22 protein-coding genes are annotated in these 26,533 nt (G+C 70.9%); 8 read left to right on the plus strand and 14 right to left on the minus strand.

From position 1 onward, the window contains the following. Positions 1-12: 12 nt before the first annotated feature. Positions 13-1,335 (plus strand): DUF1552 domain-containing protein, encoded by a 1,323-nt coding sequence (locus OEB96_RS19475; RefSeq protein ID WP_266217769.1) that lies wholly within the window; start codon positions 13-15, stop codon positions 1,333-1,335. A 44-nt stretch (positions 1,336-1,379) separates the two neighbouring features. On the opposite strand, the gene OEB96_RS19480 is transcribed toward OEB96_RS19475, so the two are convergent. After that, a complete protein-coding gene (locus tag OEB96_RS19480; RefSeq protein WP_266217770.1) occupies positions 1,380-2,327 on the minus strand; it encodes a beta propeller repeat protein in 948 nt (315 codons plus the stop codon). Positions 2,328-2,560: 233 nt separating this feature from the next. Here OEB96_RS19480 and OEB96_RS19485 point away from each other — a divergent pair, with 233 nt between their 5' ends. Both OEB96_RS19485 and OEB96_RS19490 read left to right on the plus strand, forming a co-directional pair. After that, entirely contained in the window at positions 2,561-3,637 is a 1,077-nt protein-coding gene (locus OEB96_RS19485; protein ID WP_266217772.1) for a calcium-binding EGF-like domain-containing protein, read from the plus strand. A gap of 185 nt (positions 3,638-3,822) precedes the next feature. Beyond that, a complete protein-coding gene (locus OEB96_RS19490) occupies positions 3,823-4,608 on the plus strand; it encodes a hypothetical protein (RefSeq protein WP_266217773.1) in 786 nt (261 codons plus the stop codon). Positions 4,609-4,623: 15 nt separating this feature from the next. Here OEB96_RS19490 and OEB96_RS19495 read toward each other — a convergent pair whose 3' ends face one another. The 4 genes from OEB96_RS19495 to OEB96_RS19510 form a co-directional block, all read right to left on the minus strand. After that, positions 4,624-5,646 (minus strand): hypothetical protein, encoded by a 1,023-nt coding sequence (locus OEB96_RS19495; protein WP_266217775.1) that lies wholly within the window; start codon positions 5,644-5,646, stop codon positions 4,624-4,626. A gap of 60 nt (positions 5,647-5,706) precedes the next feature. Further along, positions 5,707-6,717, minus strand: coding sequence for a PEGA domain-containing protein (locus tag OEB96_RS19500; RefSeq protein WP_266217776.1), 1,011 nt, complete (start codon positions 6,715-6,717; stop codon positions 5,707-5,709). A 227-nt stretch (positions 6,718-6,944) separates the two neighbouring features. Further along, positions 6,945-9,023, minus strand: a complete 2,079-nt coding sequence (locus tag OEB96_RS19505) for an Ig-like domain-containing protein (RefSeq protein ID WP_266217778.1) — start codon at positions 9,021-9,023, stop codon at positions 6,945-6,947. A 62-nt stretch (positions 9,024-9,085) separates the two neighbouring features. Then, a complete protein-coding gene (locus OEB96_RS19510; protein WP_266217780.1) occupies positions 9,086-9,694 on the minus strand; it encodes a hypothetical protein in 609 nt (202 codons plus the stop codon). 25 nt (positions 9,695-9,719) lie between these two features. Here OEB96_RS19510 and OEB96_RS19515 point away from each other — a divergent pair, with 25 nt between their 5' ends. Beyond that, positions 9,720-10,736: an RluA family pseudouridine synthase gene (locus OEB96_RS19515; RefSeq protein ID WP_266217782.1), complete on the plus strand. Its 1,017-nt coding sequence runs from the start codon at positions 9,720-9,722 to the stop codon at positions 10,734-10,736. An 11-nt stretch (positions 10,737-10,747) separates the two neighbouring features. Here the strand turns inward: OEB96_RS19515 and OEB96_RS19520 are convergent, their stop codons facing one another. The 4 genes from OEB96_RS19520 to OEB96_RS19535 all read right to left on the minus strand — a co-directional run bounded on the left by OEB96_RS19520 (position 10,748) and on the right by OEB96_RS19535 (position 15,979). After that, positions 10,748-11,242, minus strand: a complete 495-nt coding sequence (locus OEB96_RS19520; RefSeq protein WP_266217784.1) for a hypothetical protein — start codon at positions 11,240-11,242, stop codon at positions 10,748-10,750. Beyond that, a complete protein-coding gene (locus OEB96_RS19525) occupies positions 11,239-12,396 on the minus strand; it encodes a response regulator (protein ID WP_266217786.1) in 1,158 nt (385 codons plus the stop codon). Before OEB96_RS19525 ends, OEB96_RS19520 begins: the two co-directional genes overlap by 4 nt. Before the next feature lie 115 nt (positions 12,397-12,511). Further along, positions 12,512-14,044 (minus strand): FAD-dependent monooxygenase, encoded by a 1,533-nt coding sequence (locus OEB96_RS19530; protein ID WP_266217787.1) that lies wholly within the window; start codon positions 14,042-14,044, stop codon positions 12,512-12,514. Between the two features lie 12 nt (positions 14,045-14,056). Next, positions 14,057-15,979, minus strand: coding sequence for a hypothetical protein (locus tag OEB96_RS19535; protein WP_266217789.1), 1,923 nt, complete (start codon positions 15,977-15,979; stop codon positions 14,057-14,059). A gap of 308 nt (positions 15,980-16,287) precedes the next feature. Between OEB96_RS19535 and OEB96_RS19540 the strand changes: the two genes are divergently transcribed. Genes OEB96_RS19540 through OEB96_RS19555 form a run of 4 tightly spaced genes read left to right on the plus strand, consistent with a single transcriptional unit; the run spans position 16,288 to position 20,197 of the window. After that, entirely contained in the window at positions 16,288-16,920 is a 633-nt protein-coding gene (locus tag OEB96_RS19540) for a hypothetical protein (RefSeq protein ID WP_266217791.1), read from the plus strand. A 44-nt stretch (positions 16,921-16,964) separates the two neighbouring features. Next, positions 16,965-17,648 (plus strand): hypothetical protein, encoded by a 684-nt coding sequence (locus OEB96_RS19545; RefSeq protein ID WP_266217793.1) that lies wholly within the window; start codon positions 16,965-16,967, stop codon positions 17,646-17,648. Between the two features lie 30 nt (positions 17,649-17,678). Continuing rightward, a complete protein-coding gene (locus OEB96_RS19550; protein WP_266217795.1) occupies positions 17,679-18,320 on the plus strand; it encodes an RNA polymerase sigma factor in 642 nt (213 codons plus the stop codon). A gap of 47 nt (positions 18,321-18,367) precedes the next feature. Continuing rightward, complete coding sequence (locus OEB96_RS19555; protein ID WP_266217797.1) at positions 18,368-20,197, plus strand: serine/threonine-protein kinase; 1,830 nt, start codon at positions 18,368-18,370, stop codon at positions 20,195-20,197. A 3-nt stretch (positions 20,198-20,200) separates the two neighbouring features. Here OEB96_RS19555 and OEB96_RS19560 read toward each other — a convergent pair whose 3' ends face one another. From OEB96_RS19560 to OEB96_RS19580, 5 genes are all read right to left on the minus strand, one after another. Then, positions 20,201-21,007 carry a hypothetical protein gene (locus OEB96_RS19560; protein ID WP_266217799.1) on the minus strand — a complete coding sequence of 269 codons (807 nt, stop codon included), beginning with the start codon at positions 21,005-21,007 and terminating at the stop codon, positions 20,201-20,203. A 465-nt stretch (positions 21,008-21,472) separates the two neighbouring features. Next, positions 21,473-21,982 carry a hypothetical protein gene (locus tag OEB96_RS19565; protein WP_266217801.1) on the minus strand — a complete coding sequence of 170 codons (510 nt, stop codon included), beginning with the start codon at positions 21,980-21,982 and terminating at the stop codon, positions 21,473-21,475. Beyond that, on the minus strand, positions 21,982-22,470 hold the full coding sequence (gene greA / locus OEB96_RS19570) for a transcription elongation factor GreA (protein WP_266217802.1): 489 nt from the start codon (positions 22,468-22,470) through the stop codon (positions 21,982-21,984). The genes OEB96_RS19565 and greA overlap by 1 nt, the downstream gene beginning before the upstream one ends. A 7-nt stretch (positions 22,471-22,477) precedes the next feature. Further along, positions 22,478-25,747 (minus strand): carbamoyl-phosphate synthase large subunit, encoded by a 3,270-nt coding sequence (carB, locus tag OEB96_RS19575; protein ID WP_266217804.1) that lies wholly within the window; start codon positions 25,745-25,747, stop codon positions 22,478-22,480. Positions 25,748-25,757: 10 nt separating this feature from the next. Beyond that, on the minus strand, positions 25,758-26,486 hold the full coding sequence (locus OEB96_RS19580; protein WP_266217806.1) for a HEAT repeat domain-containing protein: 729 nt from the start codon (positions 26,484-26,486) through the stop codon (positions 25,758-25,760). Positions 26,487-26,533: the final 47 nt, after the last annotated feature.

Here is a 26,533-nt window from a genome sequence, read left to right on the forward strand (position 1 = left end):
ATGCTTCGGGGCATGGTGGGCGGCACCATGGTCGCGCTGGCTCTGCCGCCGCTCGAGGCCATGCTCGATGCACACGGTGAGGCCTGGGCCGACGGCTCGGAGCTGCCGCGGCGCCTCGTCTCGTGGTTTTGGGGCAACGGGGTGGCGCTGGCCGACGTGGGCAACCCAGGGGGACCGCTGCGCTTTGCTCCCGCGCAGACCGGTCCCGGCTACTCGCTGACCCCTCAGCTCGAGCCGTTCGCAGCCGTGCGTGACTACGTCTCGGTGCTCACGGGCTACCGGGTCTCGGCCTCGTTCCCGCTGCGTCGTGGTCATCACGACGGCACCGCGATGTTCTCGGGCCACCCGTTCATCGAGCTGCCGCCCGGCTCGGCCAACTACGCCAGCAAGTTCGGTGGCCCGTCGTTCGATCAGGTCGTCGCCGATCGGCTCGGCGGGCAGACGTTCCTGCCGTCGGTGCAGCTACGCGTGTCCAAGCGGGTCGTCACCAGCGAGGGGCCCAGCCTCGAGTTCCTGTCGCACAAGGGCCCCGAGCAGCCGCTTCCCGCGATCCAGGACCCACGCGAGGCCTGGGAGCGGCTGTTCGCCTCGTTCACCGTGCCCGACGACCCCGAAAAGCCCCACCGCATGGCGGCCCTCGACGCGGTGCTCGAGGACACGGCGCAGCTCAAGGCCCGGGTGGGCACTGCCGATCGCCTGCGGCTGGATGCCCACCTCGCGGCGGTGGAGCAGCTTCGCAGCCAGATCGATGCGCTGGCCCCGAGCTGCGAGATTCCTCCCCAGACCGCGCAGAGCAACGACGACATCGACGGCAACGAGCAGCTCGAGCCGGTCAACCGCGCCATGGCCGAGGTCCTCGCGCTCGCATTCGCCTGCGACATCACGCGGGTGGCCAGCATCCAGTTCAGCGGCTCCGTGGGCTACACGGTGTTCCACATGCTGGGGCAGAACATGGGGCACCACGATCTGACCCACGATGCGGGCCAGAACGAGGCGGTGGATGCCTCGACGATCTACACCATGCAGATGCTGGCCTACCTGTGCGAGCGGCTGATGCAGACCCCGGAGGGGGCCGGCAACCTGCTCGACAACAGCGTGATCTTCGCGGGCTCCGATGCTTCGTCGGGGCTCACCCACGCGGTCACCGACATGCCGATCATCGTGGCGGGACGTGGCGGAGGTTCGCTGACCCATCCCGGCATCCACCACCGCAGCGATGGCGCCAACACCTCCGACATCCTGCTGACCTGCGCCAAGGCCGTGTGCCCGGAGATCACCGGGATCGGCGGCGGCGCAGGGCACTCCAGCACCCCGGTGTCGGCGCTGCAGGCCTGAGCCGCACCTCGTGCGATCCGGTCGCGCTCGGAGCGATGCGCGCGTCAGTCGGGGAGGTACCGCCAGAGCAGCGGCACCACCCCGTCTTCGCCCGCCTGCGAGCCCACCGCCCAGACGTCGGTGGCCGAGCTGCCGTGCACGCGATGGAAGGTGCGCAGGTAGGGACTGCCGAGCGCTTGCTCGGCCACCGCGTGCCACTCTCGACCGTCATGGTGGACGATCGAGCCAAAGCTGCCCACGCCCCATAGATCGTCGGGGGCGGTCCCCCACAGCGTGCTGGGCCCGCCGAATACGTCGATCTCGATCTCGCTCCACTCGAGGCCATCCCAGTGGACGAGCTGCTCGTCACCCGTCGCCAGCCACACGTCGTCGGGGCCGAAGCCGAACACCCCATCCGCGCCCCACAGCAGATCGTCCTCGAGCGTGGTCCAGGTGCTGCCGTCCCAGTGGGCGACGTCGAACACGCTCACGGTATAGACGTCGTTGGGACCCGAGCCCCACACCGCGGTGTTGTCGGGGCCGGCGGCGAGCTGCCGCACCCAGGTGGTTCCATCCCAGTGCGCGGCCGTGCTCTGCGAGCCCACCACCCATACGTCGCTGGGGCTGCTGCCCCAGATCGATGTGAGGCCTTCGATGCCCGGCGCCTCTTGGCGGAGATCGGTGACGGTCCAGCTCGTGCCGTCGTAGCGGGCCAAGCTCTGGCCGCCGACCATCCACATGTCATCGGGACCGAAGGCCCAGATCCCCTGCATCATGTCGGTGGTCTCGAGCGCGAACTCGGTCCAGGTGCTTCCGTCGAAGTGAAACACGCGGCCTCCATCCGCGGTGACCCACGCGTCCTCCGGACCAGAGCTCCACACGGCTCCGTAGGCGTACGCTTCGGGCAGCCCTTCCACGGGCTTCCAGTCCTCGGCGCTGGGCTCGGAATCGGGCTCGGAGCAGCCGCAGGTGAGCAGGGCGAGGCCGAGGACGAGGCCGAGCGGGCGCGTCATGCTGGCAGGATGGCGGGCCGGGTCGGGAATGTCGAGCACGAGAACGCCGGATTGCGATGGGCGGTGCGCACGAGCACGGGCGACCGTTGGGCCGTGCGGTCACGCGCATGCGATGACGCGGAGTTCGCGGCGTTCTTGGTCGGCGAGGGATCGACGGCATCGCACTCGATCCCGACGCGGTGCTGCGTGCGTGGACGGTGGTCGCTTCGGCCGAAGCCCCGTAGTATCCCCGAATGAAGATCCGACTTGGTCTTTGGGTGGCGCCCATGATCGTCCTGGGTGCTTGCTTCAATCCCCCGGATGCGCCGATCGACACGGATGCGAGCGACGCGAGCGATGGCGGTACGACCAGCACGGGTCCAGGAGACTCGACCAGCACGGCGGACGACAGCACGGGGCCCGGCAGCCCCTGCGACCCCAACCCGTGTGAGAACGGCGGGGAGTGCATCCCGGAGGGTGAGGGGCCGCTCTGCGTGTGCCCCGAGGGCTTCTCGGGCGACGCCTGCGAGATCCCGCCAGCCGACGCCTGCGAGTCCAACCCGTGTGAGAACGGGGGCGAGTGCGTCGCGGACGGGGAGGGCTTTGGGTGTGAGTGTGCCGCTGGGTTCGAGGGTGAGCTGTGCGAGATCGACATCGACGAGTGTGCCGATGCCCCCTGTCAGAACGGCGGGACCTGCACCGACCAGATCGATGGGTTCGGCTGCGAGTGCCCCAGCGGCTTCGAAGGCGATGCGTGCGAGGTGAACACCGACGACTGCGCCCCGATGCCCTGCGTCAATGGCATGTGCATCGATGGCGTCGAGTCGTTCGAGTGCCAGTGCGGGCCGATGTTCGAGGGCGACCTGTGCGAGTGTGCGCTGCAGGGGCCCGCGCAGGTCGACTACACCAACCAGGGCACGTTCACCGCGGGCATGCTCTACGACGATCCGCCGGGGATCATGGTGACCGGCAGCAACACGATCAACGTGCTGAACCTCAACGGGCTGGGGATCGTGGGCGGGAGCAGCAGCAACAGCGTGGACGGCAACGAGTTCATCGAATTCACGTTCGACCACCCGTCCACGTCGACGACCTACTTCGTGTCATCCGCCGGCAACGGCGATGGCGATGGGTTCGTGGGTGAGGCCACGATACAGGCGTTCGGCGAGGCCGGAGCACCACTGGGGAACATGCCGGTCAACGGCACCGGCGTGTTCAACCTCAACACCATGTTTGGCGCGGGCGTGAGGATCACGCGCTTCCGCGTGACGGCCAATGCGGACAGCTTCCGCGTGAGCAACGTGTCGGTGAGCCCCGTCGTGTGCCCGTGAGCACCGAGCCTCGACGCGGCTCGATGCCCCCGCTGGCCCCAGTCCTGCGCTGGCTCGGCCCAGGAGGCCAGCGTGGTCGGGTCGCGCTCGGGCTCACTCTTGGACGTGGATCCGCGGGCTTGGTCGTTCGCGACCCTGCTACGCTATCGGGAATGCGGGCGTCGCCTCGGATCGTCCGATCCCCGATGCGTCGGGTGATCGTGGGCCTGGGTCTGCTGCTGTCGAGCGCGTGCGTCGGCCCCGACCGCGCGGAGCCCCGCACGACGACGCGCGAGCCCGAGCCGACCGCGATGGACGAGGGCAGGGACGTGGCCGAGGATCGGACGGGGCCGCTCGAGCTCGCGGTCGATGGCGCGAGTCCACGAGCGTCCATCGAGGCCCTGCGCGAGGCTCCCGGCCGCGAGCTCGCGTCGTCCCATGCCGATCGCGCCGCGTGGTCGGCCGACGGCCGAACCTTCGTCCACTGTCGCCCCGCGGGCTCCGATTGCACCGCGTGCCGCCTGTTCCACCTCGACGGCACCAGCGAAGCGCTCGAGGCGGGGACGGGGTGCACGGACGCGGCGCCGTCGACCGCGGCCCTGGAGTCGCGCCTCGGCGCGCTCGAGCCGCTGGCCACGCCCACGCGCTGGTCGCAGGGGTCCGAGGTGGTGCTGGTGGTCGAGACGCGGCAGCTCGAAGCGACCAACGCCGGGGAGCCGCGCGCGATGCTCAAGCTCGGCGCACGCCGTCGAGCGGGCGGGCCCCCGGCGTGGCTGCTCCACGTCGATCCGTGCGAGGGCTGCGGGACCGATCAGCAGTGCGCGGCGGTGGCCCACTTCGACGCGCTCGTGCCGTCGCCACGGGGCGACCGGCTCGCGGTGCTGCTCCATCAGCGCAGCTCCGGGGGCGACGAGTCGACGCGGGTCGAGCTGCTCGACAGCGAGCGCATCGGGGCGGCCGCTCGGGCTCCGGCGAGCCAGGCCCCACGCTGAAGCGCGCCGGGGTCGTCACTGGCAGATGCCCATCTGGCAGTTGGCCATGCAGTCGCCGTTGTTCTGGCAGGGGTCGCCAGGCGATCCGTCGTGGCACATGTCGTCGCTGGGGACGCAGTACGGCGCGAGCACGTCGTCACAGTCGGCGTCGTTGTTGCACGGATCGCCCTCGTCGCCGTCGTGACACAGGCCATCGGGTGCACAGTAGGGCGCAGCCGCGCTGCACGTGGCATCGCCCGCGCACGGGTCGCCTTCGCTGCCGTCGGTACACTGTCCGCCGGGCGCACAAAACGGCGCGATCGCGGGATCGCAGTCCGAGCTGGAGCCGCATGGATCGCCCTCTTCGCCCACCTGGCATGCGTCCCCCGGGCCACAGATCGGTGCTGCGGCACCGCAGTCGTTCGCCGCGCCGCAGGCATCGCCCAGTCCGCCGTCCTGGCACTGGCCGCCCGAGGAACAGATCGGCGCGTCCATGTTGCAGTCGCCCTCGGCCGAGCACGGGCTGCCCTCGTCACCCACCTCGCAGGTGCTGCCCGAAGTACAGATCGGTGCTCCGGCGTCGCAGTCGGACGCGTCGTCGCACGGATCACCGGCCACACCCACCTGACAGCCGGCCGGGCCGCACAGGGGAGCGTCCGCACAGTCGGACTCGTCATCGCAGGGATCGCCGGCCATCCCGCTCTGACAGGCTCCGTCGGGGCCGCACAACGGGGTGGGATCGCTGCAATCGCCATCGTCACCACACGGCGGCGTGCCGGTCGAGTCGGTGCTCATGGTGCTCGTGGTCGTGAGCGGCGGCGAGGTGTCGGTGGTGTCGCCGGTGGTCGTGCTCGGATCCACCATGGTCGTCGACGTCACGGTGGTGCTCGAGTCCATGGTGGAGCTCGTGGTGCCCTCGGTCGTCGCGGTCGTGGTGAACGGGTTGTCCTGGAACAGGGGATTGGGCTCCCAGCAGCCGCTCGTCGCCAGGGGCAGCAACAGCGCCACCATGGCGCTCGAGCCGGGGCGGCGAAGGTCGTTCGATCGCGGGTTCCTCATGTCAATCCCTCATCCCATCCAGCAAGAGCGGTCTCGAAGGCGCATCGAAGCGGCGCCGCACTAGAAGTGCAGCGCGATCCCCCGTGCGCCGGGCCGAAGGCGAACGCGTCGATCGTCGTCCCGCGCCCGGTCCTTGTTGCTGCGCACCAACAACAGCGCCCCCGCCGTGATCGCCACCACACCGGTCACCGTCATGATCACGCCGCCTGCGAGCGTCTTGTGGCGAAAGCGGCAGTTGCCCTCGGCGTCCACGTCGTCGCCGGAGCAGCGGGTGAAGGTCACCGGGCGCTCGTCGAGCACGAACAACGCGATGCCCGAGCCGAGCGCGGCCGTGCCCACCCCGATCGCGGCCCAGCTCAGCGGGCGGACGATGGGGGGCAGGGGCTTGCGCTCGGCGGACACCGGCGTCAGCGCGAGCTCGATCGTGGCGGTGAGTCCGGCCTCGATCGAGACGTCGCTGTCGATGCTCTCGAAGCCTCCACGTCGCAGCGTGAGCTGGTGGGATCCGATCGGAAGCGCCATCTGCAGCGGAGTGACGCCGACCGGCTGGCCATCGACGAGGACCTCGGCCCCGGTCGGCGAGGACGAGATCGAGAGCGTACCCGTCTGCGCGTCGGGGGCGACCAGGTGCTCCTTCAGCGAGCCCGCGAGCGAGCCGGCGACCTCGATGGCCTCGGTGAGCCCGCACAGCTCGCACACCTGCTGCGCCTCGTGGATCACCTGCCCGGTGATGCCGTCGACCACGGCGAGCGTGATCACGTAGTCGCTCTCCTGCAGCCGGACCGAGGGGCGCACCAGGTGGGTGACTCCGGCCTTGGCGGCCAGCTCGCTCATGCAGCCCTCGTCGGGGCAGGCGGCCTTGCCGAGCGTGGCCGCGGGCACCACGGCGGCCCCGGTCGCGGCCACGCTGCTCTCGATCTTCTGTGCGAGCTGCGTGTCTCCGTTGGGAGGGAGCTTGCCGTCGAGCTCGAGCGGAAGCAGGCCGACCCTGGGCTCGGCGGCGAGCGCGAGGTTCGGACTCGCGAGCACCGCGGCAATCGATGCGGTCGCGGAGAGAATGGCAGTCAGCACCCTGCGCATGGTCGATGCGAGTCTACCGAAACTCGTCGCCGACGTGGGCTGCGCACGGGGCGACGCGTCGACCCAGAACGCAGAACGCTAGACCCAGCGCTGCGTGATGTCGACATGGGGCACGTCGGGTGTGGTGTCGTCGCTGACGCTCAGCAGCTGCGCCTCGTCGAGGGCGATCGCCACCGATCGGGCATCGCGGCACGCGACCGCTCGAGGTGACGGCAGTATCACTCGGGCACGCAGGCGCCCAGCTCGGGCCAGCTGGGCGTCACGCCCAGCACCAGGTAGGCGCGGCCCGAGTTGCCGCCCATGGGCTCGGCAAGGGGGGCGCCGAGGAGCAGATCGGTCGAGCCGTCGCCATCGAAGTCGCCCGCCGAGGCCACCGACCAGCCGGCTTCGTCGTCCCAGTCCTCGCCCGTGACCACGAAGCCGCCGCGGCCCTGCGCGACCTCGGCGAGGTCGATGGTGGAGAGATCCTCGCGGCCGAACACCACGTACACCGCGCCATTGCCGAACTGGCCGCCGATGGCCGAAGGGGCACCCAGCGCGAGGTCGGGCCAGCCGTCGCCGTTGAAGTCGTCGAGGCTAGCCACCGACCACCCGAGGTCGTCGCCCGGCACGAGGCCGGGGAGCGTGACGCCGCGGTCGGGAGGCATCGCGCCGAGCACGAGGCCGGTGGTGCCCGAGCCATAGAGGACGTGCACGGCCGAGTCGCCGGAGAACGCCGGGCCGGGGGCGGCCACGACCAGCTCGGATCGGCCGTCGCCGTCGAGATCGCCCAGCTCGCCGAGGGCTCGGCCGAGCGCGAGCCCTCCCGAAGCGCCCTGGATGTCCCATCCTCCGACCCCGGCGGCGACCATGGCGAGATCGATGGTGGCGGGGAGCACCGGGCCGTGGGTGACATATGCACGACCCGCACTACCCGAAGCGCTGTAGGACCCCGCGAGGATCTCGGGCAGACCGTCGCCGCTCAGATCGTGCAGACCCTTCACGGCCCAGCCCACGTGATCGGCGGGCTGACCGAGCAGGGCCAGGCCACCGCCCGTACCCGCGAGCACCGAGGCCAGCGACACGGGGGTGGCATCGGTCTTGCCGAACACCACGTAGGCGCGTCCGCCCGCGCCCGGCAGCACGTCGGTGGCCTGCGGAGCGCCCACGAGGATCTCGGCGATGCCGTCGCCATCGAGGTCGTCGAGGGCATCCACCGACCAACCGGCCCACTCCTCGGCCTCGGCTCCATCGATGGCAAAGCCGTCGGCCAGCAGCAGGCTCGAGAGCGACATGGTGGCGCCGAAGTCCTGGCTGAAGATCACGGCCACGCGACCCGAGCGGTTGCCGTTGGCGCTGGACCAGCCCGCGCCGATGGCCAGGTCGTCGTTGCCGTCGCCATCGAGGTCGGGGAGCACGGCGACCGACCAGCCCGTGTAGGCGGCCACGTCGTCGCCGTAGACCACGTAGCCACCGATGCCGCCGGCCACGTCGGTGAGCGGGATCGAGGTGGGATCGGGGCGGCCGAACACCACGTAGATGCGGCCCTGGCCGTTCCACGAGAACGGAGCGGACACGACCACGTCGTCGTAGCCATCGCCGTCGAGATCGCCGTTGCCGGCGACCGACCAGCCCAGACGCCCGAACGAGACGTCCGGCGAGATCGCCAGACCATGGGCATCGGCCACGAGCTCGGTGGCATCGATGGGGCCGGGCCACACCATCACGTGTACCTGTCCGATCCCCTGGTTGCCCTCGGGATCCTCGATCGTGTAGCTGAACACGTCTTCGCCCCAAAAGCCGCTGGCGGGCGGCGTGTAGACGAAGTCGTTGCCCATGGCCACGATGGTCCCGCCTTCCATGCTCATCGGATCCACGCCGACGAGCACGACCGCCGAGTCCTGGGGATCGGAGTCGTTGTCGAGTGCACCGGTGATGAGCAGGCTGGGCTGCTGACGCAGCATGCAGGCGCCGTCGGGGAGGGCGATGGGCTCCACCGCGGGGCCGGTGGACTCGGTGGCACCGTCGGTGGTGGTCGTGCCGTCGTCGAGCGTGGTGGTGGAGCCCGGGCCGGTGGAGGTCGTGCCCTCGGCGGTGGCGTCGAGGCCCGCGGTGGTCTCGGGGTCGACGGTGGTCTCCACCGTCATGGTGGTGTCGGGCACCGCGGTGGTGTCGAGCATCGTGGACGTGCCCGGCAGCGTCGTGGCCTCGCTCGTGCTCGTGCCGCTGGTCGAGGCGCTCGAGCTCGCATCGGGTATGTCGTCACCGCATGCGACCAACACGCATAGGCTCGCCAACGACCAACGCAGTCTGTACATGACGCGATGGTAGACGCATTGGTGGTGGATGCCACCGGTCCACCCCTCGACGAATGCGAGGGTCAGTTTCCGCGCAGCTGGGCCAGCTTGCCCTCGATCTCCTCGAGGTCCTGCTTGGCCTTGGCGAGGTTGTCCTCGACGATCTTCTTGCGCTTCTCGAACGCCTTCATGCCCTCTTCGGGCTTGTCGGAGGCTTCGACGCGGGCCTGCACCTGCGGCAGGCGATCGACGAACTTCTGGCGCGCTTCGAGCACGCGCTGCGCCTGCTCGAGCCGCTTCTCGTAGAACGCGATCTTCTCGTCCTTGGTGGCGGTGGGCGGCGGATCCTGGGGCTGGGGCTCGGGCATCTCGGCGATGCCGTTGCCGCCGGCCGGGAGCTTGATGGCGCTGTTGCGCCGGGTGGAGGGGAGGCTGGTGGCGGCGTCGACGGAGCGGGCGCCCACCCCGGCCGCTCGGCCTCCTGCGCCGGCACCCTTGCCATCGGCCGCGCCGGCCTGGTTGCCGGCGGTCGCCTTCTCGGATCCCTTGCCCTTGGCATCGTCGCCCGATGGCCAGAAGATGAGCAGCGCAGCCACCGCCAGGATCCCGGCCCCGGCCAGGATGGTGGGGAGGGCGCTCTGCTCCTCGTCCGCGGGGGTTGCCTCGGAGGCCTTCTTGGTCTCGGTCGTCATGGCGAAAAGTACTATACCTCACTCGGTGCCGAGCGCCGATCGCGATGAAGGCGCGGATGCGCACGACGGCGAGTGGATCGCCATCCCGTTGGTGGTGGGGGCGGGCCACGATGGCTACCGCGTCGATCGCTTCATCCACGCCCGCATCACCCGGCTGTCGCGGACCCGCATCCGGGCCATCATCGAGCGGGGGCAGGTTCGCGACGGACGGGGGCCCATCGTGCGACCGGCCCATCGCGTGCGGGCGGGACAGGTGGTCACCGTGATGCGGCCGGCCCCGCCGGAGCCCGAGGTGGTGCTCGACTACGCGGTCCGGCACCAGGATCCCGACTTGCTGGTGATCGACAAGCCCGCGGGGTTGCCCGTGCACCCGAGCGCTCGCTATCACCGGCACACGCTGACGGCGGTCATGCGTACGCGTCTGGGGGTGGGACACGGCTGGGAGATGGCCCACCGGCTCGATCGCGAGACCTCGGGGGTGATGGTCTTCGGGAGGCGCGGCGGCAGCGGCTCGGTGCTCAAGCGCAGCTTCCAGCACCGGGAGGTGCACAAGGAATACCTGGCGCTGGTGCACGGCCGGCTCGAGGGGTCGTGCACGGTGGAGATCCCGCTCGGCCCCGCGCAGGGCTCGGAGATCCGCGTGAAGATGGGCCCTCGATCGCCGCTGCAAGGGGGGCTGCCGGCCAGCACCGAGGTGGAGGCGCTGGCCCACGGCGACTTTAGGGACGGGCCCATCACGTTGGTGCGCGCGCGCCCTCGAACCGGGCGCCAGCACCAGATCCGCGTGCACCTGGCCGAGCTCGGGCACGGCATCGTGGGCGACAAGCTCTACGGGATCGAGGAGTCGTGGTTCCTCGACGTGGTGGAGCACGGGCGGCCGCTGTCCGAGCTCGGAGAGACGCTGGGGCTGTGGAGGCACGCCCTGCACGCGGCGCGCCTCGAGCTGCCGCACCCTCGCGACGGCCAGTGCATGAGCTTCTTCGCTCCGTGGCCCGAGGACCTGGCGGCGATCCTGCCGCTGCCCCCAGGCGTGGGCCCCTGAACCAAATTCGGCTAGCCGGGCTGGGGCTTGCGAGGCGTTTGCTTGATCTCGCCGTGCACGACCTTGAGGCGCACGGTCTTGCCGTCTTGCACGTCGACCTTGATCTGCGCGTGGTCACAGCTCTCGGCCAGGGTGAGCACGCGGTCGGGGAGCACGATGGCCTTGATGCCCGGCTCCTGACGCGACAGGCCCAGGTGCGCCATGCCGCTCTCCCACACCAGCACGTCGGGGCGGGCCTCGCCCTCGCTGCCCTCGGCGAGCACGTACTCCGGAATCACGACGTGGCGTTGCTCCTCGAGGTGCTGGATGTACCAGCGCCCTGCGAGCCCGGCGACGACGAGGCCCACCACGAGGCCGCCGTAGACCCTGCGACGGGCCCGGCTGCCGTCGCGATAGCCGGTCAGCGGCCCCACCGTCGGCAGCTCCGGGGGATCGGCGAGCAGCTCGTCGAGGTGGCCCCCGGTGGGCTGCTCGTCCTCGCGAGGGCGCCGAAACTCCCGCTTCACAGGCCTTCTTCGTCGCGGCTCGCCTCGTCGATGAGGCGCGCACCCTCCATGAGCAGGTGCGTGGTGGAGGACTGCACGGTGTCCTCGACGTCCACCGTGGTCGCGCTGAAGCTGAACGTGCCGGCCGTCCACGCGAGCATGCGATACACGCACTCGCGTCCGCCGAGGTCGGGCTCGTCGTCGAGCTCGGCTGCGACCACTTGGCCACGGCGCAGCTGGATCTTGCCCGCGGAGTCGCCCTTGGCCTCGAGCAGGCTGAGCACCCCTTCCTTGCGCTCCATCTCCATCATCACCAGCAGGCTCGAGAGTCCGAGCTGCTCGAGCTTGCCGCTGAGCGCCGTGGCTCGGCGGGCGCGTGCCTCCGCGTCGGAGGACGAAGGCCGCGGCTGGCCAGCGGCGGGAGGTGGGGCTGCGCCCGGCGGTGGCGCCTGGCCGGGGGGCACGGGGGGGTTGGGGTACGCCCCGGGCGGTGGCGGCGGGTACTGGCCGGGGTAGCCGTATTGCGGAGGCGGTGGGTATGGGTTGGGGTAGCCGTACTGCGGCGGGTACTGACCGGGGTAGCCGTAGGGCGGCACCGGCATCGAGTGGACGCCGGAGTTGTGGGTGGGCCCCGGAGGTGGATAGCCCGGGAGCTGGTGGACGCCGGAGTTGTGGGTGGGCCCCGGAGGTGGATAGTTGTGCGTGGGGGCGGGGGGATAGCCCGGGGGCGAGTGAACGCCCGGGTAGTCGGCGGGGCCCTGGGGATGGCTCGGCGGCGGCGCGTGGCGGGAAGGCACGGCTCCGGCGCGGCCGGCCAGGGCGGCATCGACCCGCTTCTCGAGGTCCTCGAAGCGGAACGGCTTGGCCAGGTAGTCCTGCTCGGTCAGGCCCATCGAGCGCAGCTTGGCTTGGTCCTTGCCGAGCGCGGTGAGGAAGATGACCGGGATGCTGGCCAGTCGCGGGTCCTGGCGCAGCTGCTGGACGAAGCTCCACCCGTCCATCACCGGCATCATCAGGTCGGAGACGATCACGTCGGGCGCGTGCGCCTTGACCCGGTCGAGCGCCTGTCGGCCCTCACGTGCGGTATCGACGACGAACTGCCGCTTCCTCAGGGAGGCGGTGACCATCCGTAGAATCCACGGATCATCGTCGACCACCAGGATCCGTGCGCTCATGCGTCGCGGTAGCGTAGGCCGCGCTCCCTGGGGTGTCAAACGACGTCGAACCGGGCCATACGCAGACCCCCTGCCTCGTCGGCGCCCTGCGGGCCGGGGGGCCTGCGCACGGCGCCTAGCGGCTCTCGATGCGGGTGAGCCAGGCGGGCCGTACCTGGGCCCACATCACGGCGGCCACCAACCCGAGCTTGTTGCGGGCGAGCTTGGCCGCTCCTCGCGCCCGGCGGACGCGATCTCCGACGGGATACATCGACGCGTGCTGGGGGACCAAGCTGGTCTCGAGCGCGTGCCGTGCCGTCTTGATGTACTCGGTGAGGAACACGTGGGGTCGCCTTTCCGAGCACGACAGGAGCGCCATCGAGCGCCGGCGAGCCGTACCCCCGCTGCCCCAGTAGTCGAACAGCGCCCGGCGGATCGCTCGCGATCCGTCCTCGCCGCCGCGAAACGCCTCGTAGATCGCGTCGGCCAGCGCCTGGCGGGTGGGGACGTAGCGATCGTGCTCGGCTCGGTAGCGACGAAGCGACTCGGCATCGAGCCATGGCTCGCCATCGGGCGCGTCGGCGCGGCGCTTGGCCTGTAGTCCCAGCGTCTCCGCGTCGCGCAGGCCCATGGTCATGCCGCTGGCGGTGATGGGATGCGAGCAGCCGGCTGCGTCACCCACCAGCACCAGCCCGGGCATGGCCGCCGACGGGGCGGGCAGGTTGACGGTGGGAGCCATCTCCAGTGGGCCTCGATGGGCCATGACGGCGGCGGCGATCTCGGCCGAGAGCGGGGCGGGAACGAACGGGACGTACGAGCGCAAGAGGTGCTGCTTGAGGGCGGGGCCCTTGACCGGCAGCTCGCGCGGAAGATCGAAGGTCACGCGCGTGCGGATGGTGCCGTCGGCCTGTCGCAGGATCGGGTAGGCGAGCACGGGGCCCCAGGCGCCCAGGAACACGTGGGCGTAGCCTGGCCGCGGGAGGCTGGCGCCCCGAAGCTCCACGCCCGCGGTGAAGCCGATGGTCTCGCGGCCCTCGTCGGAGATCCCGGCGAGCTTGCGGACGGTGCTGCCCTTGCCATCGGCGGCGATCACCAGATCGGCGTGGACCGACGCGCGCTGGCCCCCCTTGCCTTCGAGCACCACGCCCCGGATCCGATCGCCGTGGCGGAGCAGGTCGGCCACCGCCCAGCCCTCGAGCAGCTCGATTCCCTCGGCGCTGCCGCGGGGGGTGGCTCGCAGCTCGCGACGAAGCGTGCGCACGAGCTCCTTGTGGTGGATCGACAGGCCGCGCGGCCGCTCGCGTGGGACGTCGGCGTAGCTGAGGTCCACGAACGGTGCGTCGGCGTGCTCGAACACGGCGAAGCCTCCGACCTCGATTCCGCCGACCCCGTGCAGGGCCGAGAACAAGCCGAGGTCGTCGAGGATCTGTGCTCCGCGGGGGTGGATGAGCTCGCCCGAGAAGCGCGGGTGCACGTCGCGGTAGCGGTCGACCACGAGCACGCGCCGACGCGCGAAGCGATCGGCCAGCGCCAGGGCGCGGGCGGTGGCACAGCCGGCCAGGCCGGCCCCCACGATCACGACGTCGTAGCGCGCGTGGCGAAGCGGCGCCTCGGTGACGGCCCCTCGGGCCGCGGGCTCGGTGGTAACGATGGGATCGGTGGTGGACATGGCGATTGCTCCCTAGGGCTTGGTCGCGAGGTAGGCCTGCAAGGCGATGGCGGTCTCGCGGGGGCCGGCGCTGGGATCGAAGCCGGCGGGCGACAGGCCCAGGCCCCGGTCGACCGGCTGCGACCACGACGCGAGCTCGCCGTCGCGGTCACGCATGGCACGGGTGGCCAGCCAGGCGGCAGCGCGCTGGGTCTGCACGTCGTGCAGCCCCAGCGCCAGCATCGCTTGCAGGGCGTGCGCGGTGTCGACGATCGGCCCGAAGCCGCCGTCCTCGTGCTGACGCACGCGCAGCCGCTGCTCGAGCTCGCGGCGCAGCGGGTGGCTCGTGGGAGTGAGGGGCCCCAGGGCCTCGGCGAGCGCAGCCACGGTGGACAGGCGCCCGGTGGTCACGTGCTCGTGCATGCGCGGACCGAGCGTGTGCTCGAGCCAGCGCAGACCTCGGGCCATGCGATCGTCGTCGATGCGAAAGCCCGCGGCGCTCAGGGTGGCCAGCACGCGCGCGCTGGTGCGGACGTGCTCGTCGTCGTCGGTTCGGCCGTGCGCCAGGAGATCCGCGTCGGTCCACGGCAGCTGCTGCATCAGCACGTCGGACTCGCCGCGCTCGAACCGCGAGAACCGGCCGTCGGGCTCCTGCATCGCGAGGAGCACGTCGAGGGCTCGCCGGGAGGTGGCCCAGATCGCGGTGGTGAAGCCGGGGGTGGGGCCCGCGACCTCGGGCAGTGATGCCAGCGTGTGGAGCACCGTGCACGTGCCGTCGACGTCGAGGTGGTGAGTCGCGCCCGACTCGAAGGGGAACCCTCCGGTGGCCGCGTCGGCGCGGGCCTGCCACGGTCCGCGAAGGGTCAGCTCTTGCCGCAAGAGCCACGCGAGCTCGGGCTCGGTGGGGCCGCAGGCCAACAGTCGCCCGTGCACGTCGAGCGAGGGACCGGCGATCCCTTGGGCCAGCGCCACCTCGCCAGCGCCCCGGCCCTGGGGGATGCGGGCGCGGCCGCGACCGCGTCGGAGGTGATCGAGCCCGCGGCGCAGGCGGGCATCCGAGGACGTCGCCCCCATCACGCGCAGGGCCACCAGGCTCAGCAGGGTGGGGCGCACCGAGAACCAGCCGCCGTGGCCCTGCTGATGCTCGTCGATGAAGGCGAGCGCGCGCCGGGTGGCGAGCCGGGGCAGCGGCCCGCGCGGGAGCTTGCGGGCGAGCTTGACCGTGCGGTCGAACGCCTGCAGCAGATCGCCGGCGAGCCCGGGACGCGTGAGGCGTGGTGCCATGGGCTGGCCGTCGTTGTGCGGCAGCAGCAGCGCGGTGGCATCGGGCAGCTGCAGCCGGGCCGGTGCGCGGGCAATGACGAAGTAGGGGGTGAGCATGCCCCGCGCCCAGGGCGAGAACCGCGAGGGCGACAGCAGCACGTGCGGCGGGAGCAGGAACAGCTCGCTCGGGATCGCGGGCAGCCAGGTCCACGGAATCTGACCGCCCATGGCCAGCCACAGCCGCACGGAGAAGTTGGCCCGCTGTGCTCCACCGAGCTGGTGCACCACCCGCTGAGCGCGGAGCATCGGCTCGGAGCGCGGGTCATCACCGGCGTCGCGCAGCACCCACCATCCCAGGGTGGTCAGCGACAGGTCGGGCTCGCCATGGGCGTCGAGCCACGCGCCACTGTCGGCCTGGGACCCGCGGACGAACGCGAGCAGGCCGTCGCGCTCCGCCGGACGCAGATCATGGAACAAGCGATCGGCGAGCAGGACCTCGCAGGTGGGTCCCACGTCGGGCACGTGCAGGAGCCAGGCGTCCGTCGTCTTGGACGCACGGGCTCGCTCGCGCCAGGCGACCGCACCGGCCAAGGCGCGCTCGAGCCCCGCTCGAAGTGGTGGTCCGCCGATGTGCACACGGCTGGGCCCATCGTCGACGGAGGAGGAAGCGGCGGCCTGGGGACGATCGAACATGGCAAGCGCTCGGTGATCGTGGGGGGGAGCCCACACGGGCGGGACCGGGGCGCACGGAACGCCAAGGCCACGAGCTCGACGGGGCGGACCGAGAGTCCCGGTGGGCCGGTCGAGCAGCAGTGATCCGCATCACAAGCCATCTAAACGCTGTTATCGACGGAATCCGAGATCGGGAGGCCACGGTGAACGCGGCTGCCGAGCCATGTGCAGCGGCGATCGCGGTGGTCTGCGCGGGGCCTCGAGGAGCGCGGGGTTGCCAAGCGCGGCGCCTTTACCGGGTCGCGGCGCTCGGGGATACTGCGGGGACGATGCGCGCAACGCTTTGCCGTCCGATCGCCGCCTTCTCGATCCTCATGGCCGGTTTGCTGGCCGGATGCCCGGGTCCCCCCGCCGAGGAGCTCGACCACGGGGTGGTGTGGATCAAGCTGCAGCGCGGCACCTCGCAGTCCGACAACCCCTATGTCGGCACGTCGAAGATCCACGTCACGCTGCTCTACCTCGAGTGTCTCATCGACTTCTACAACGCCAACCCCGACTACCAGCAGCTGGGTGTCGAGGGGGCGCCGGTGTTCGGCAGCAGCGAGGACGGTGGCGAGGGCTGGCTCGACCGGCTGTGCGATCTGGACAATCCCAACAAGGTGGATTGCACCGTCGACGGCTTCGACCAGGAGCTCGACGCGGCCAAGCAGCTCTCGGTGGTCTACTCGATCGAAGGGGATCCCGAGGATCGCGAGCTGCCGTTCGGGCCGATTCCCACGGCCGAGCTGGCGGCATGCGAGGCAGGCCAGCAGCCGATCGTGCGCGTGGGCAGCAACGGTGCGGTGCGAGGCGTCGACGGCAACGGTGACACGCTGTGGAACACCGAGGCCTTCGGTCCGTCCGAGGCCACCACGGGCCAGGGCCGGACCATCGACATCCGAGCCGCACGCTCCGGCAGCTGATGCGTGGCCCCGCACGGTCGGCGCTCGGCGGGTCCCTCGCTGGGATGGTGCTGGCGTGCTCGCCTCCCAGTACCACTTCGGAGGAAGGAACCCCGGCCCCGCGGGCCGTGGCGCCCGATCCGGAGCGCGGAGGCGTGGCCTGCCAGCCGGGCTCGGACCAGGGCGTGTGGGCTCGCTTCGAGGGCCAGGCGTGCGCCTGGGAGCTGGCCGACGATGGTGACGGGCTGGTGCTGTCGAGCCTGGCGCCGTCTGGAGCATCACCGGCTCGGGGCGCGATGCCCGAGCCGTGTCGGTCGACCACCTGCGTCTACGACGGGGTGCTGACCTCGGCGGGTCCCCTGATCTTGGCCGTGGTGCCTTCGTACGAGAGCGAGATGCCTTCCGACGTGTGGCTCGGGTTCGTGGACGGCGAGCGGCTGCTGTTCACGAGCCTGTGGGAGGACGCGGGCGAGTCGGTGGAGAGCGACTATACGTGGGTGGGTCCGGCTCATGCTCTGGCTCCGTTCGTGTGTGGTGATGCGCTGGCGCTGCTGACGGTCGCGCGGATCGACGCGACCGGAGTCGTGGTTCCCGATGCCCTGCGGGCTCGCGAGGGGTGGCTGGACTCGACCGACGCGTCGAGTCTGGCCTCCGACGAGGGGGCTCGCCTCGAGGCGGCCCCCTCCAGGGCGAACCCGGGGACGGTGGAGCGCTCGGGCTGCGTGGCGGTGGATCTGCCGGTGCCCTGAGCCGGGTTCGCGGCTGCTACCCTCGCGTCGGTGGACGCTCGGTCCGACGGCGAGCTGCTGCAGGCCTGGGGCCGCGGCGAGCAAGCGGCAGGCGAGGAGCTGCTGTCGCGCCACTTCGAGGCCGTGGTGCGGTTCTTCCACAACAAGGTCGATCGCGATCACGAGGATCTGATCCAGCGCACGTTCCTGGGCTGCGTGGAGGCGCGGGAGCAGTTTCGCGGCGAGGGCAGCTTTCGCGCGTTCCTGTTCGGGGTCGCACGCAACGTGCTGGGCAAGCACCTGCGCACCCGCTATCGCGAGCCGGCGGCCCTCGACCTGGCGCACGTGTCGGCGGCCGAGCTCGGCGGCTCGCCCAGCCAGCTCGTGGCCGACGATCAGCAGCAGCAGCTCATGCTCAGCGCCCTGCGTCGGATCCCGCTCGATCACCAGACCGTGCTCGAGCTGTTCTATTGGGAGGACATGACCGCGGTCGAGATCGGTCAGATGCTGGGCGTGCCGGTGGGAACGGCCAAGACCCGGCTTCGGCGAGCCAAGCAGCTGTTGGCCGCGGAGCTGTCGGATCTGATGGCCGGAGTCACCGGAGCCGAGCCCACCGAGACCCGCCTCGATACCTGGGCGCGCGGGATCCGGCGGCAGCTCGACCAGGAATCGCCAAAATCGTCGGGATCGTAGATCCGCGCAATCCCTCGCGGGGGCTCGGGGTACATCGGACCTCGACCATGCCCGCGCAGCCCGCCCTCGTGCCCAGTCCTCCGCCCGTCGACGCGTCGCCCTCGACGCCCTCGACGCCCTCGACGCCCTCGACGCCCTCGACGGACGATGCTCTCGTCGAGCCGCCGATGGTGGCCCCGCGCCGCACGGGCTCGACGAGGGCGCCCGATGCCGTTCGCAGGCCATCGCTCGCTCCACTCGAGCTCTCGCGGCTGCGTGGGGCGGTACGGGCCGGGTTGTTCGGGGATGCGACCCCTCCCCCTCGGGTCGGTCGCTTCGAGCTGACCCGCTGCATCGGACACGGCGGGATGGGCATCGTCTATGCGGCGCGGGACGTGGAGCTGGGGCGCGAGGTGGCGATCAAGCTGCTGCGGCCCGAGCTGTCGCGGGGGACCGGGGATGCGCTGACGTCCGAGGCCAGGGCGCTGGCTCGGCTGTCGCATCCCAATGTGATCGCGGTGTTCGACGTGGGGACCTACGAGGGCCAGCGGTTCATCGCGATGGAGTACGTGCCGGGGCTCGATCTGCGGCGCTGGCTCGAGGCCCCGCGAACCCTGCGGGAGGTGCTGCGGGTGTTCGTGGCCGCGGGTCGCGGGCTGTTTGCGGCGCACGCGGTGGGGTTGGTGCATCGCGACTTCAAGCCCGACAACGTGCTCGTGGGCGACGATGGGCGGCCTCGCGTGCTCGACTTCGGGCTCGCGCGGCCGCCCGACACCCGAGCGGGGACCCCCTCGATCCCGGCCGGCGTCGATCCGCTGGCCACGGTGCTCACCGGTGCGGGGCGGGTGCTGGGAACTCCGGCCTACATGGCGCCCGAGCAGTACCTCGGCGAGCCGGCCGACGCGCGCAGCGATCAGTTCTCGTTCGCCGTGGCGCTCTATCACGCGGTCTACGGAGTGCGGCCGTTCACGGGGGACGACCCCCAGACGCTGGCGCTCTCGATCGTGCGGGGACGCTTGCGACCCACCACCCCGCGCTATCCGGTGCCGGCGTGGCTCGAGCGGCTGCTCGCGCGCGCGCTGGCGGTGGATCCGGCGCAGCGGTTCGAGTCGATGGATGCGTTGCTGACGGTGACGGAGGCGCGGCTCGAAGGCGACGAAGGGGCGACCCTCGACGTGCTGCCCACCCGCGCGGTGGTCGATGAGCTCGCCGGGCGAGGTGGGCTCGGGAGCACCGGGATGTGGCTCGAGGAGTCGCCGTCACGGGGCACGGGGGTGGCCGCGCTGGCGCCTCGGTTCGGGTCGCCGGCCGCGGCTCGTCTTCCGGCCGTGGCCGGATCGACCCATGTGGCCATCGTCTCGTCGGCCGGCCTGGCCGTGCCGCCCGACGAGGAGCAGGGCGTGGTGACCTCGGTGAGCACGCGGCGGCGGCTGCCGGGCACGCTCGATGGATCCACCGTGAAGATCCTGACCCGGGAGCTCGCGCGGATCGAGCGTCGTCGGGGCGCGCTCGAGCAGCTGGGCACGAGCGCGGCCTGGTCGACCCGCGACCTCGAGGTGCACATCGACACCTCCTCGGGTGGCACCGAGATCCTCGTGTGGCGCAAGCTCGGCCGTTCGCTGCGGCGACGCACCGTGCTCTGGATGGCGCTCTCCATGTGGCTCTCGCTGATGTTCATCGCCGGCGTGATGGCCACCGAGGTCTTGTTTGCGGTCGAGGGGCTGATCCCGGCGTTCGTGCTCGCGACGATGGTGGGCGGAGCGGTGATGGGTCACCGCAAGGCTCGTCAGCGGCACGTTCGATCCCTCCCCGGTGCGCAGGACGGCGTGGAGTACATCGCCGATCGCATGGTCGCGCTCGCGCGCGCCAACGAGCCCTGGGGGCAGCGCGAGGCGTGAGCCTCAGGCGGGCACGAAGCACGCCCCGATGTCCTCGAAGCCCGGCGCCGGGCCTTCCAGGATCGGCGAGCAGCTCGAGGGGGTCGGGCAGGGATCGGCCTCGGCCAGGTCGCACACGGGGGCGCAGCAGTTGTCGTTGGTGCACTCGGGGACGAGCGCGCCGGGCAGGCACACCAGCCCCGGGGCACAGCCCGCATCGTCCGTGACCGCGCAGGGCGAGCCGGCGCCGCCGGTGTCGCCGTTGCCGAGGAACAGGCACGAGAACCGATCGCCGTTGCGGCGACACGCCAGCGGCGACGGGCAGGGGGATTCGAACGGGGAGCAGTCGTTGGCGCAGTAGGGGATGTCGGTCTCGCGCGCGGGGCTGCACTGACCCTGCTCGCAATCGGCATCGGCCTCGCACAGCCCCACGCACAGGCCCGAGCCTCCCTCGTCCTCCAGGCACGCCATGCCCGCGGGGCAGCCATCGACGCCGTCGCTGGGCGAGGCGGTGCAGGGGGCCTGGGGATCGAGGCCTCCGGAATCGGGCGCGCACGCGTAGGTCACCAGGCCGCCGGAGACGATGGCGGTGCACTTCTCGCCGGCGGGGCAGCCAATCTGCTCGACCGGATCGCAGGCTCCCATGATCCCCGTGTCCTCGTCGGCCATGCCCGACTCGCCGTCACCGGGGAGCAGGGTGGCAAAGCCGGTGGTGTCGTCGTTGCTGGGCCCATCGTTCCCGCTGCTGGTGTCGTCGTCGGACGGCAGGCGCTGGCAGGCTGGCGAGAGCACGAGCAGCAGGGAGGACGCGAAGACGAGCCAAGGACGCATGGTGGTGGGCAGGCTAGCGCCAGCGCGGGAGGGTGGCGAGCGGGGAGGCAACGGCAGGGCGGGTGGGGGCTTACAGGGGAGGAGCGGGCGGCGCTTGCACCGGAGCGCATGCGCTCAGCCCGGGGTTCGGCGCGGACTGGCCTGACGGCGAATCACTCTTCGCTGGCCTCGTCGTCGAGCCGGTCGAGGAAGTTCACCCGAAACATGCGCTCGGCGTAGATGCGAGCCTCGACCAGCTGGGGAACAGCGTGGGGAGGTCGGTCAGCACGAGCATGATCCTCGTGTCCCGGCGCTGCAGCGCTGCGAACAGGTCGAGGAGCACGGATAGCGCGGGAGTTCACCACGCTCGGCGTGGTCGAACCGCTGCCTCGGTCACACTCGTGCTCTCGGTGAGCACCACGGTCTCGAGGATGGTGTCTTGCTCGAGGAGCCGGTTGATCTCCGCGGTCATCGTCCTGGGAAGCACTAGGTCCCGCTGGTCGAGCTGCTGGTACCGGTTCCGCTCCCGCCGTCGCTGGTGCTGGTCGCGTCGGTCGTGCCGCTGGTCGCGTCGGTCGTGCCGCCGGTCGCATCCGTCGTGCCGCCGCCGGTCGCATCCGTCGTGCCGCCGCCGGTCGCATCCGTCGTGCCCGACTCCGTCTCCGGAGTCGGCGGCGGCGCTGGATCGAAGTCCCGCTTCGATCCCAGATCCATGAACACCTCGGGATACCCGTCGCCGCCGTCGCCGTCGCCGGCCTCCTCCTCGGGCACGCACACCCCGGGGTTGGCATCCTCGCCCACGGCCGGCGTGCACTCGCCGGCCTGCAGCACCCGCCCCGATGCCACGCACACCAGGCCTTCCTTGCAGTCCTCGGGGCAGATGCAGCGCTCGGACTCGCCAGCGCGGCAAGCGTGCACGCCGAGGGCAAGGCCCACGGCGAGGGCGAGCAGCACGCCCCAGGGCATGTGCGACGAGTCGGGAGCGGGGCGTGCCATCAGTCGAGTGCCTGGTAGGCGACCGAGACCACCTCGTACTCGCGCACGCCCTTGGGCAGGTTGATGGTCACCTCGTCGCCCTCGCGCTTGCCGAGCAGCGCCCGGGCGACCGGGGTCTTGATCGAGATGCGACCGCGGTCGACGTCGGTCTCGTGCTCGCCCACCAGCGCGTAGACCTGCTCCTTGTCGGTCTCCATGTCGAGCAGGGTGACCGTGGCCCCGAAGCCGATGGTCTCGCTGTCGATGTCGGCGGGGTCGATGACCTGGGCCCGGCCCAGGGTGTGCTCGACCAGGCGGATCTCCGCGTCGATCTGCCCCTGGCGCTCCTTGGCGGCGTGGTACTCGGCGTTCTCGCGCAGATCGCCGTGCTCCAGCGCGGCCTCGATGTCCCGCACGTTCTCGTGGCGCTCGACGTCCTTGAGCTGCTTGAGGCGCAAGCGCAGCTTCTCGCGCCCCGCTGGGGTCATGGGGTAGCTCTCTTCGGCCATCGGAACGCTAACGATACCCCACCCGGTCGGTGGGGGCACTGTCGGGGTCGAACGCCGGCGCCTGGTGGTACTCCTGCAAGGACAGGGTCTTGGCCTGGGGCGAGCCCTCGTGCGCCGCGGCGATGGCGTGGGCGGCCGCCAGGGCCCCCGACGTGGTGGTGAAGTAGGGTACGCGCGCGACCAGGGCGGTGCGGCGCATGCTGAAGCTCTCCTCGGCGGGCGCGGTGCCCATGGTGGTGACCAGGAGGTTGATCTCCCCGTTGAGCATGGCGTCGACGGTGTGCGGGCGGCCCTCGGCGACCTTGTTGACCACGTCGCACGGCAGGCCCGCGGCCCGGAATGCGGCCGCGGTGCCGCGCGTGGCCAGCAGGCGGAAGCCCCGCTCGTGCAGGATCCGGGCGGCGGGGATCACCGCGTCCTTGTCGTCGTCGCCCACGCTGAAGCACGCGGTGCCGTGCAGCGGGAGCCCGCTGCCCTCGGCCATCATGGCGCGCCAGAACGCGACCCCGAAGTCGTGCCCCATGCCCATCACCTCGCCGGTGCTGCGCATCTCGGGGCCCAGGATCGTGTCGACGCCGGGGAACTTGCGGAACGGGAACACCGGGATCTTCACCGATACGTGCTCGGGCACCTGCTCGCGCACGTTCAGCTCGGCGAGGGTCTGGCCGGCGCCCACCCACGCGGCGATCTTGGCGTACGGGACCCCGGTGGCCTTGGCCACGAACGGCACCGTTCGCGAGCCGCGAGGGTTGACCTCGAGCACGTACAGCCGGTTGCCGCGCAGGGCATACTGCACGTTCATCAGCCCCACCACGCCCAGCTCGCGGGCCAGCGCCCGGGTCGTCTCGCGGATCTGCTCGAGCATGCGGGCCGGCACGTTGACCGGCGGCAGCGAGCACGAGCTGTCACCCGAGTGCACGCCGGCCTCCTCGATGTGCTCCATGATCCCCGCGATCACGCACTCGTTGCCGTCGGCCACCGCGTCGACGTCGAGCTCGATGGCATTGGGCAGGAACTCGTCGACGAGCACCGGGTGATCGGGCGAGGCCCGCACCGCCTGCCGCATGTAGCGATCGAGCTGTGCGTCGTTGTGCACGATCTCCATGGCGCGCCCGCCCAGCACGTAGCTCGGCCGCACCAGCACCGGGTAGCCGATGTTGCGGGCGATCGAGAACGCCTCCTCCGACGAGCGCCCCACCCCCCAGCGCGGGCAGTGGAGCCGCAGCCGGGCCAGGAGCTTGCCGAAGCGCTCGCGATCCTCGGCCAGGTCGATCGACTCGGCCGGCGTGCCCAGGAGGCGATAGCCCGCCGCCTCGATGTCCTGGGCGAGCCGCAGCGGGGTCTGGCCGCCGAATTGCACGAGCACGCCGACCACGGTGCCCGACTCGGACTCGGAGTCGAGGATGTCGAGCACGTGCTCGCGGGTGAGCGGCTCGAAGTAGAGGCGATCGCTGGTGTCGTAATCCGTCGAGACCGTCTCGGGATTGCAGTTGACCATGATCGTCTCGTAGCCGGCCTCGCGCAGCGCGAACGCGGCGTGGCAGCAGCAGTAGTCGAACTCGATGCCTTGACCGATGCGATTGGGGCCGCCGCCCAGGATCACGATCTTCTTGCGCGAGGAGACCTCGGCCTCGTCCTCGTCCTCGTAGGTGGAGTAGAGGTAGGGCGTGTGGGCCGGGAACTCGGCCGCACAGGTGTCGATGCGCTTGTAGACCGCTCGCACCCCCGCCTGGAGCCGACGCGAGCGCACCGCCTCCTCGCTCACCCCGCGGAGCTGCGCGATGCGGGCGTCGGACATGCCGCTGCGCTTGGCCCAGCGCAGCGCCTTGGTGTCCGGCAGCGTGCCCTTGGCGCCCTCGGCCATCCGCTGCTCGCACTCGACCATGAGCCTCATCTGGGTGAGGAACCAGGGGTCGATCTTGGTGCGCTCGTGGATCTGCTCCACGCTCATGCCCCGGCGCAGGGCGGCGCCGATGTACCACAGGCGCCGGGGATGGGGACGCCCAAGGAGCCGCTCGACCTGCTCGCCGGCGTCCTCGTCCGGCTCCCAGTCGAACCCGTAGGTGTCCTGCTCGAGGCTGCGGATCGCCTTGCCCAGCGACTCGCGGAACGTGCGGCCGATCGCCATCGCCTCGCCCACCGACTTCATCTGGATGGTGAGCGTGTCGTCGGCCCCACGGAACTTCTCGAACGCGAAGCGCGGGATCTTGGTCACCACGTAGTCGATGCTGGGCTCGAACGACGCGGGGGTGACCTTGGTGATGTCGTTCAGCAGCTCGTCGAGCGTGTAGCCCACCGCGAGCTTGGCCGCGAGCTTGGCGATGGGGAATCCCGTGGCCTTGGAGGCCAGCGCCGAGGAGCGAGAGACCCGCGGGTTCATCTCGATCACGATCTCCTCGCCGGTCGCGGGGTTCACCGCGAACTGGATGTTGCAGCCGCCGGTGGTCACCCCGATCTTGGACACGACCATCTTCGCGTGGTCGCGCATGCGCTGGTATTCCTTGTCGGTCAGCGTCTGCGCGGGCGCGATGGTGATGCTGTCGCCGGTGTGCACCCCCATGGGGTCGAGGTTCTCGATCGAGCAGATGACGACGAAGTTGTCCTTGCCGTCCCGCATCACCTCGAGCTCGTACTCCTTCCAGCCGAGCACCGACTGCTCGAGCAGCACCTCGCCGTCGAGGGCCTCGTCCATGGCCAGGGCGATGTGCGCGTCGAATTCCGCGCGGTTGTAGGCGATCGCCGCTCCGCTGCCGCCCATCGTGAAGCTCGGGCGGATGATCACGGGGAAGCCGATGTCCTCGAGCGCCGCCCGGGCCTCGGCCAGCGAGCGGCAGTAGGCCGACTTGGGCACCGACAGGCCGATCTCGAGCATCGCGGCCTTGAACTGCTCGCGATCCTCGGCGCGCTCGATCACGTCGATGGGCGCGCCGATGATCTCGACCCCGTGCTTGTCGAGGATGCCCTCGCGGGCCGCCGCGATCGCGAGGTTGAGCGCGGTCTGGCCGCCCACCGTGGGCAGGATCGCATCGGGCTTCTCGCGCGCGATGATGCGGTCGAGGTAGAGCGGTCGGAGCGGCGCGATGTACGTGCGGTGCGCCAGCTCGGGGTCGGTCATGATGGTCGCGGGGTTGCTGTTGACCAGCACGACCTCGTAGCCCTCCTGCTGGAGGGCCTTGGTGGCCTGGGTGCCCGAGTAGTCGAACTCGCAGGCCTGGCCGATCACGATGGGCCCCGAGCCCAGCACGAGGATTCGCTTGATGTCGGTGCGCTTGGGCATGGCAGTGGCTTCAGCGCTTGACGACCTTGCCGTCGCGTAGTGCGTGCTCGTTGCCGAGCCGCGGTCGAATGCGGTCGGCGTCGGTGGTCACGTCCCAGTGCAGCTCGGCGAGGCCGTCGAGGACCTTGGTGCGCAGCCGCAGCGAGTCCTCGTCGGGGTGGCACAGGCGGTCGACGAGCGCCTGCTTGCTCTGGTCCTCGTCGGCGATGTCGAGGAGCTGCTCGACCGCGAAGTAGCGCACGCCCTCGTCGGAGTCGCCGAGATAGCCCGCGAGGTACTCGGCGACCTTGGGGTCGTCGATGTCGGCGAGGTGGGTGAGGATCTGCAGCTTCTTCTTGGGGTCGCGCTCGTAGCCCGGGGGGTGGCGCTCGAGCAGGGCGTCGAGGATCTCCCACTCCTGCACCTCGTCGGCCACGTCCTCGATGATGCGCAGGGCCCAGGCCACGTTGTCGTGCTCGAGGCAGAACGCCTTGGCGGCGGGCAGCACCTTGGCGCCGAGGCCGGAGAGCTGGCGGTAGGCCCAGCCCTTTTCCTCCTCGTCCTCGATGCTCTTGGTGGAGACGACGGTGAAGCGCCGAAACAGGCCGATGAGCGCCTCCTCGGAGCCGTCGGCGAGCAGCTGCTCCATCGCGTGGTAGCGCTCCGCCGACTGCGTGTAGGGGTTGATCACCGTCTTGATGTGCTTGTCCAGGCGCGACTTGTGGCGCCCGGAGCTGGAAAAGAGGTCCTTGAGGCCCACGTCGATTTGCCCTCGCCCGGCTGCGGCCCGGCTTTTAGCGTGTCGCC

Source organism: Paraliomyxa miuraensis (genome assembly GCF_026337845.1).
Classification (GTDB): Bacteria; Myxococcota_A; Polyangia; order Nannocystales; family Nannocystaceae; genus Paraliomyxa; species Paraliomyxa miuraensis.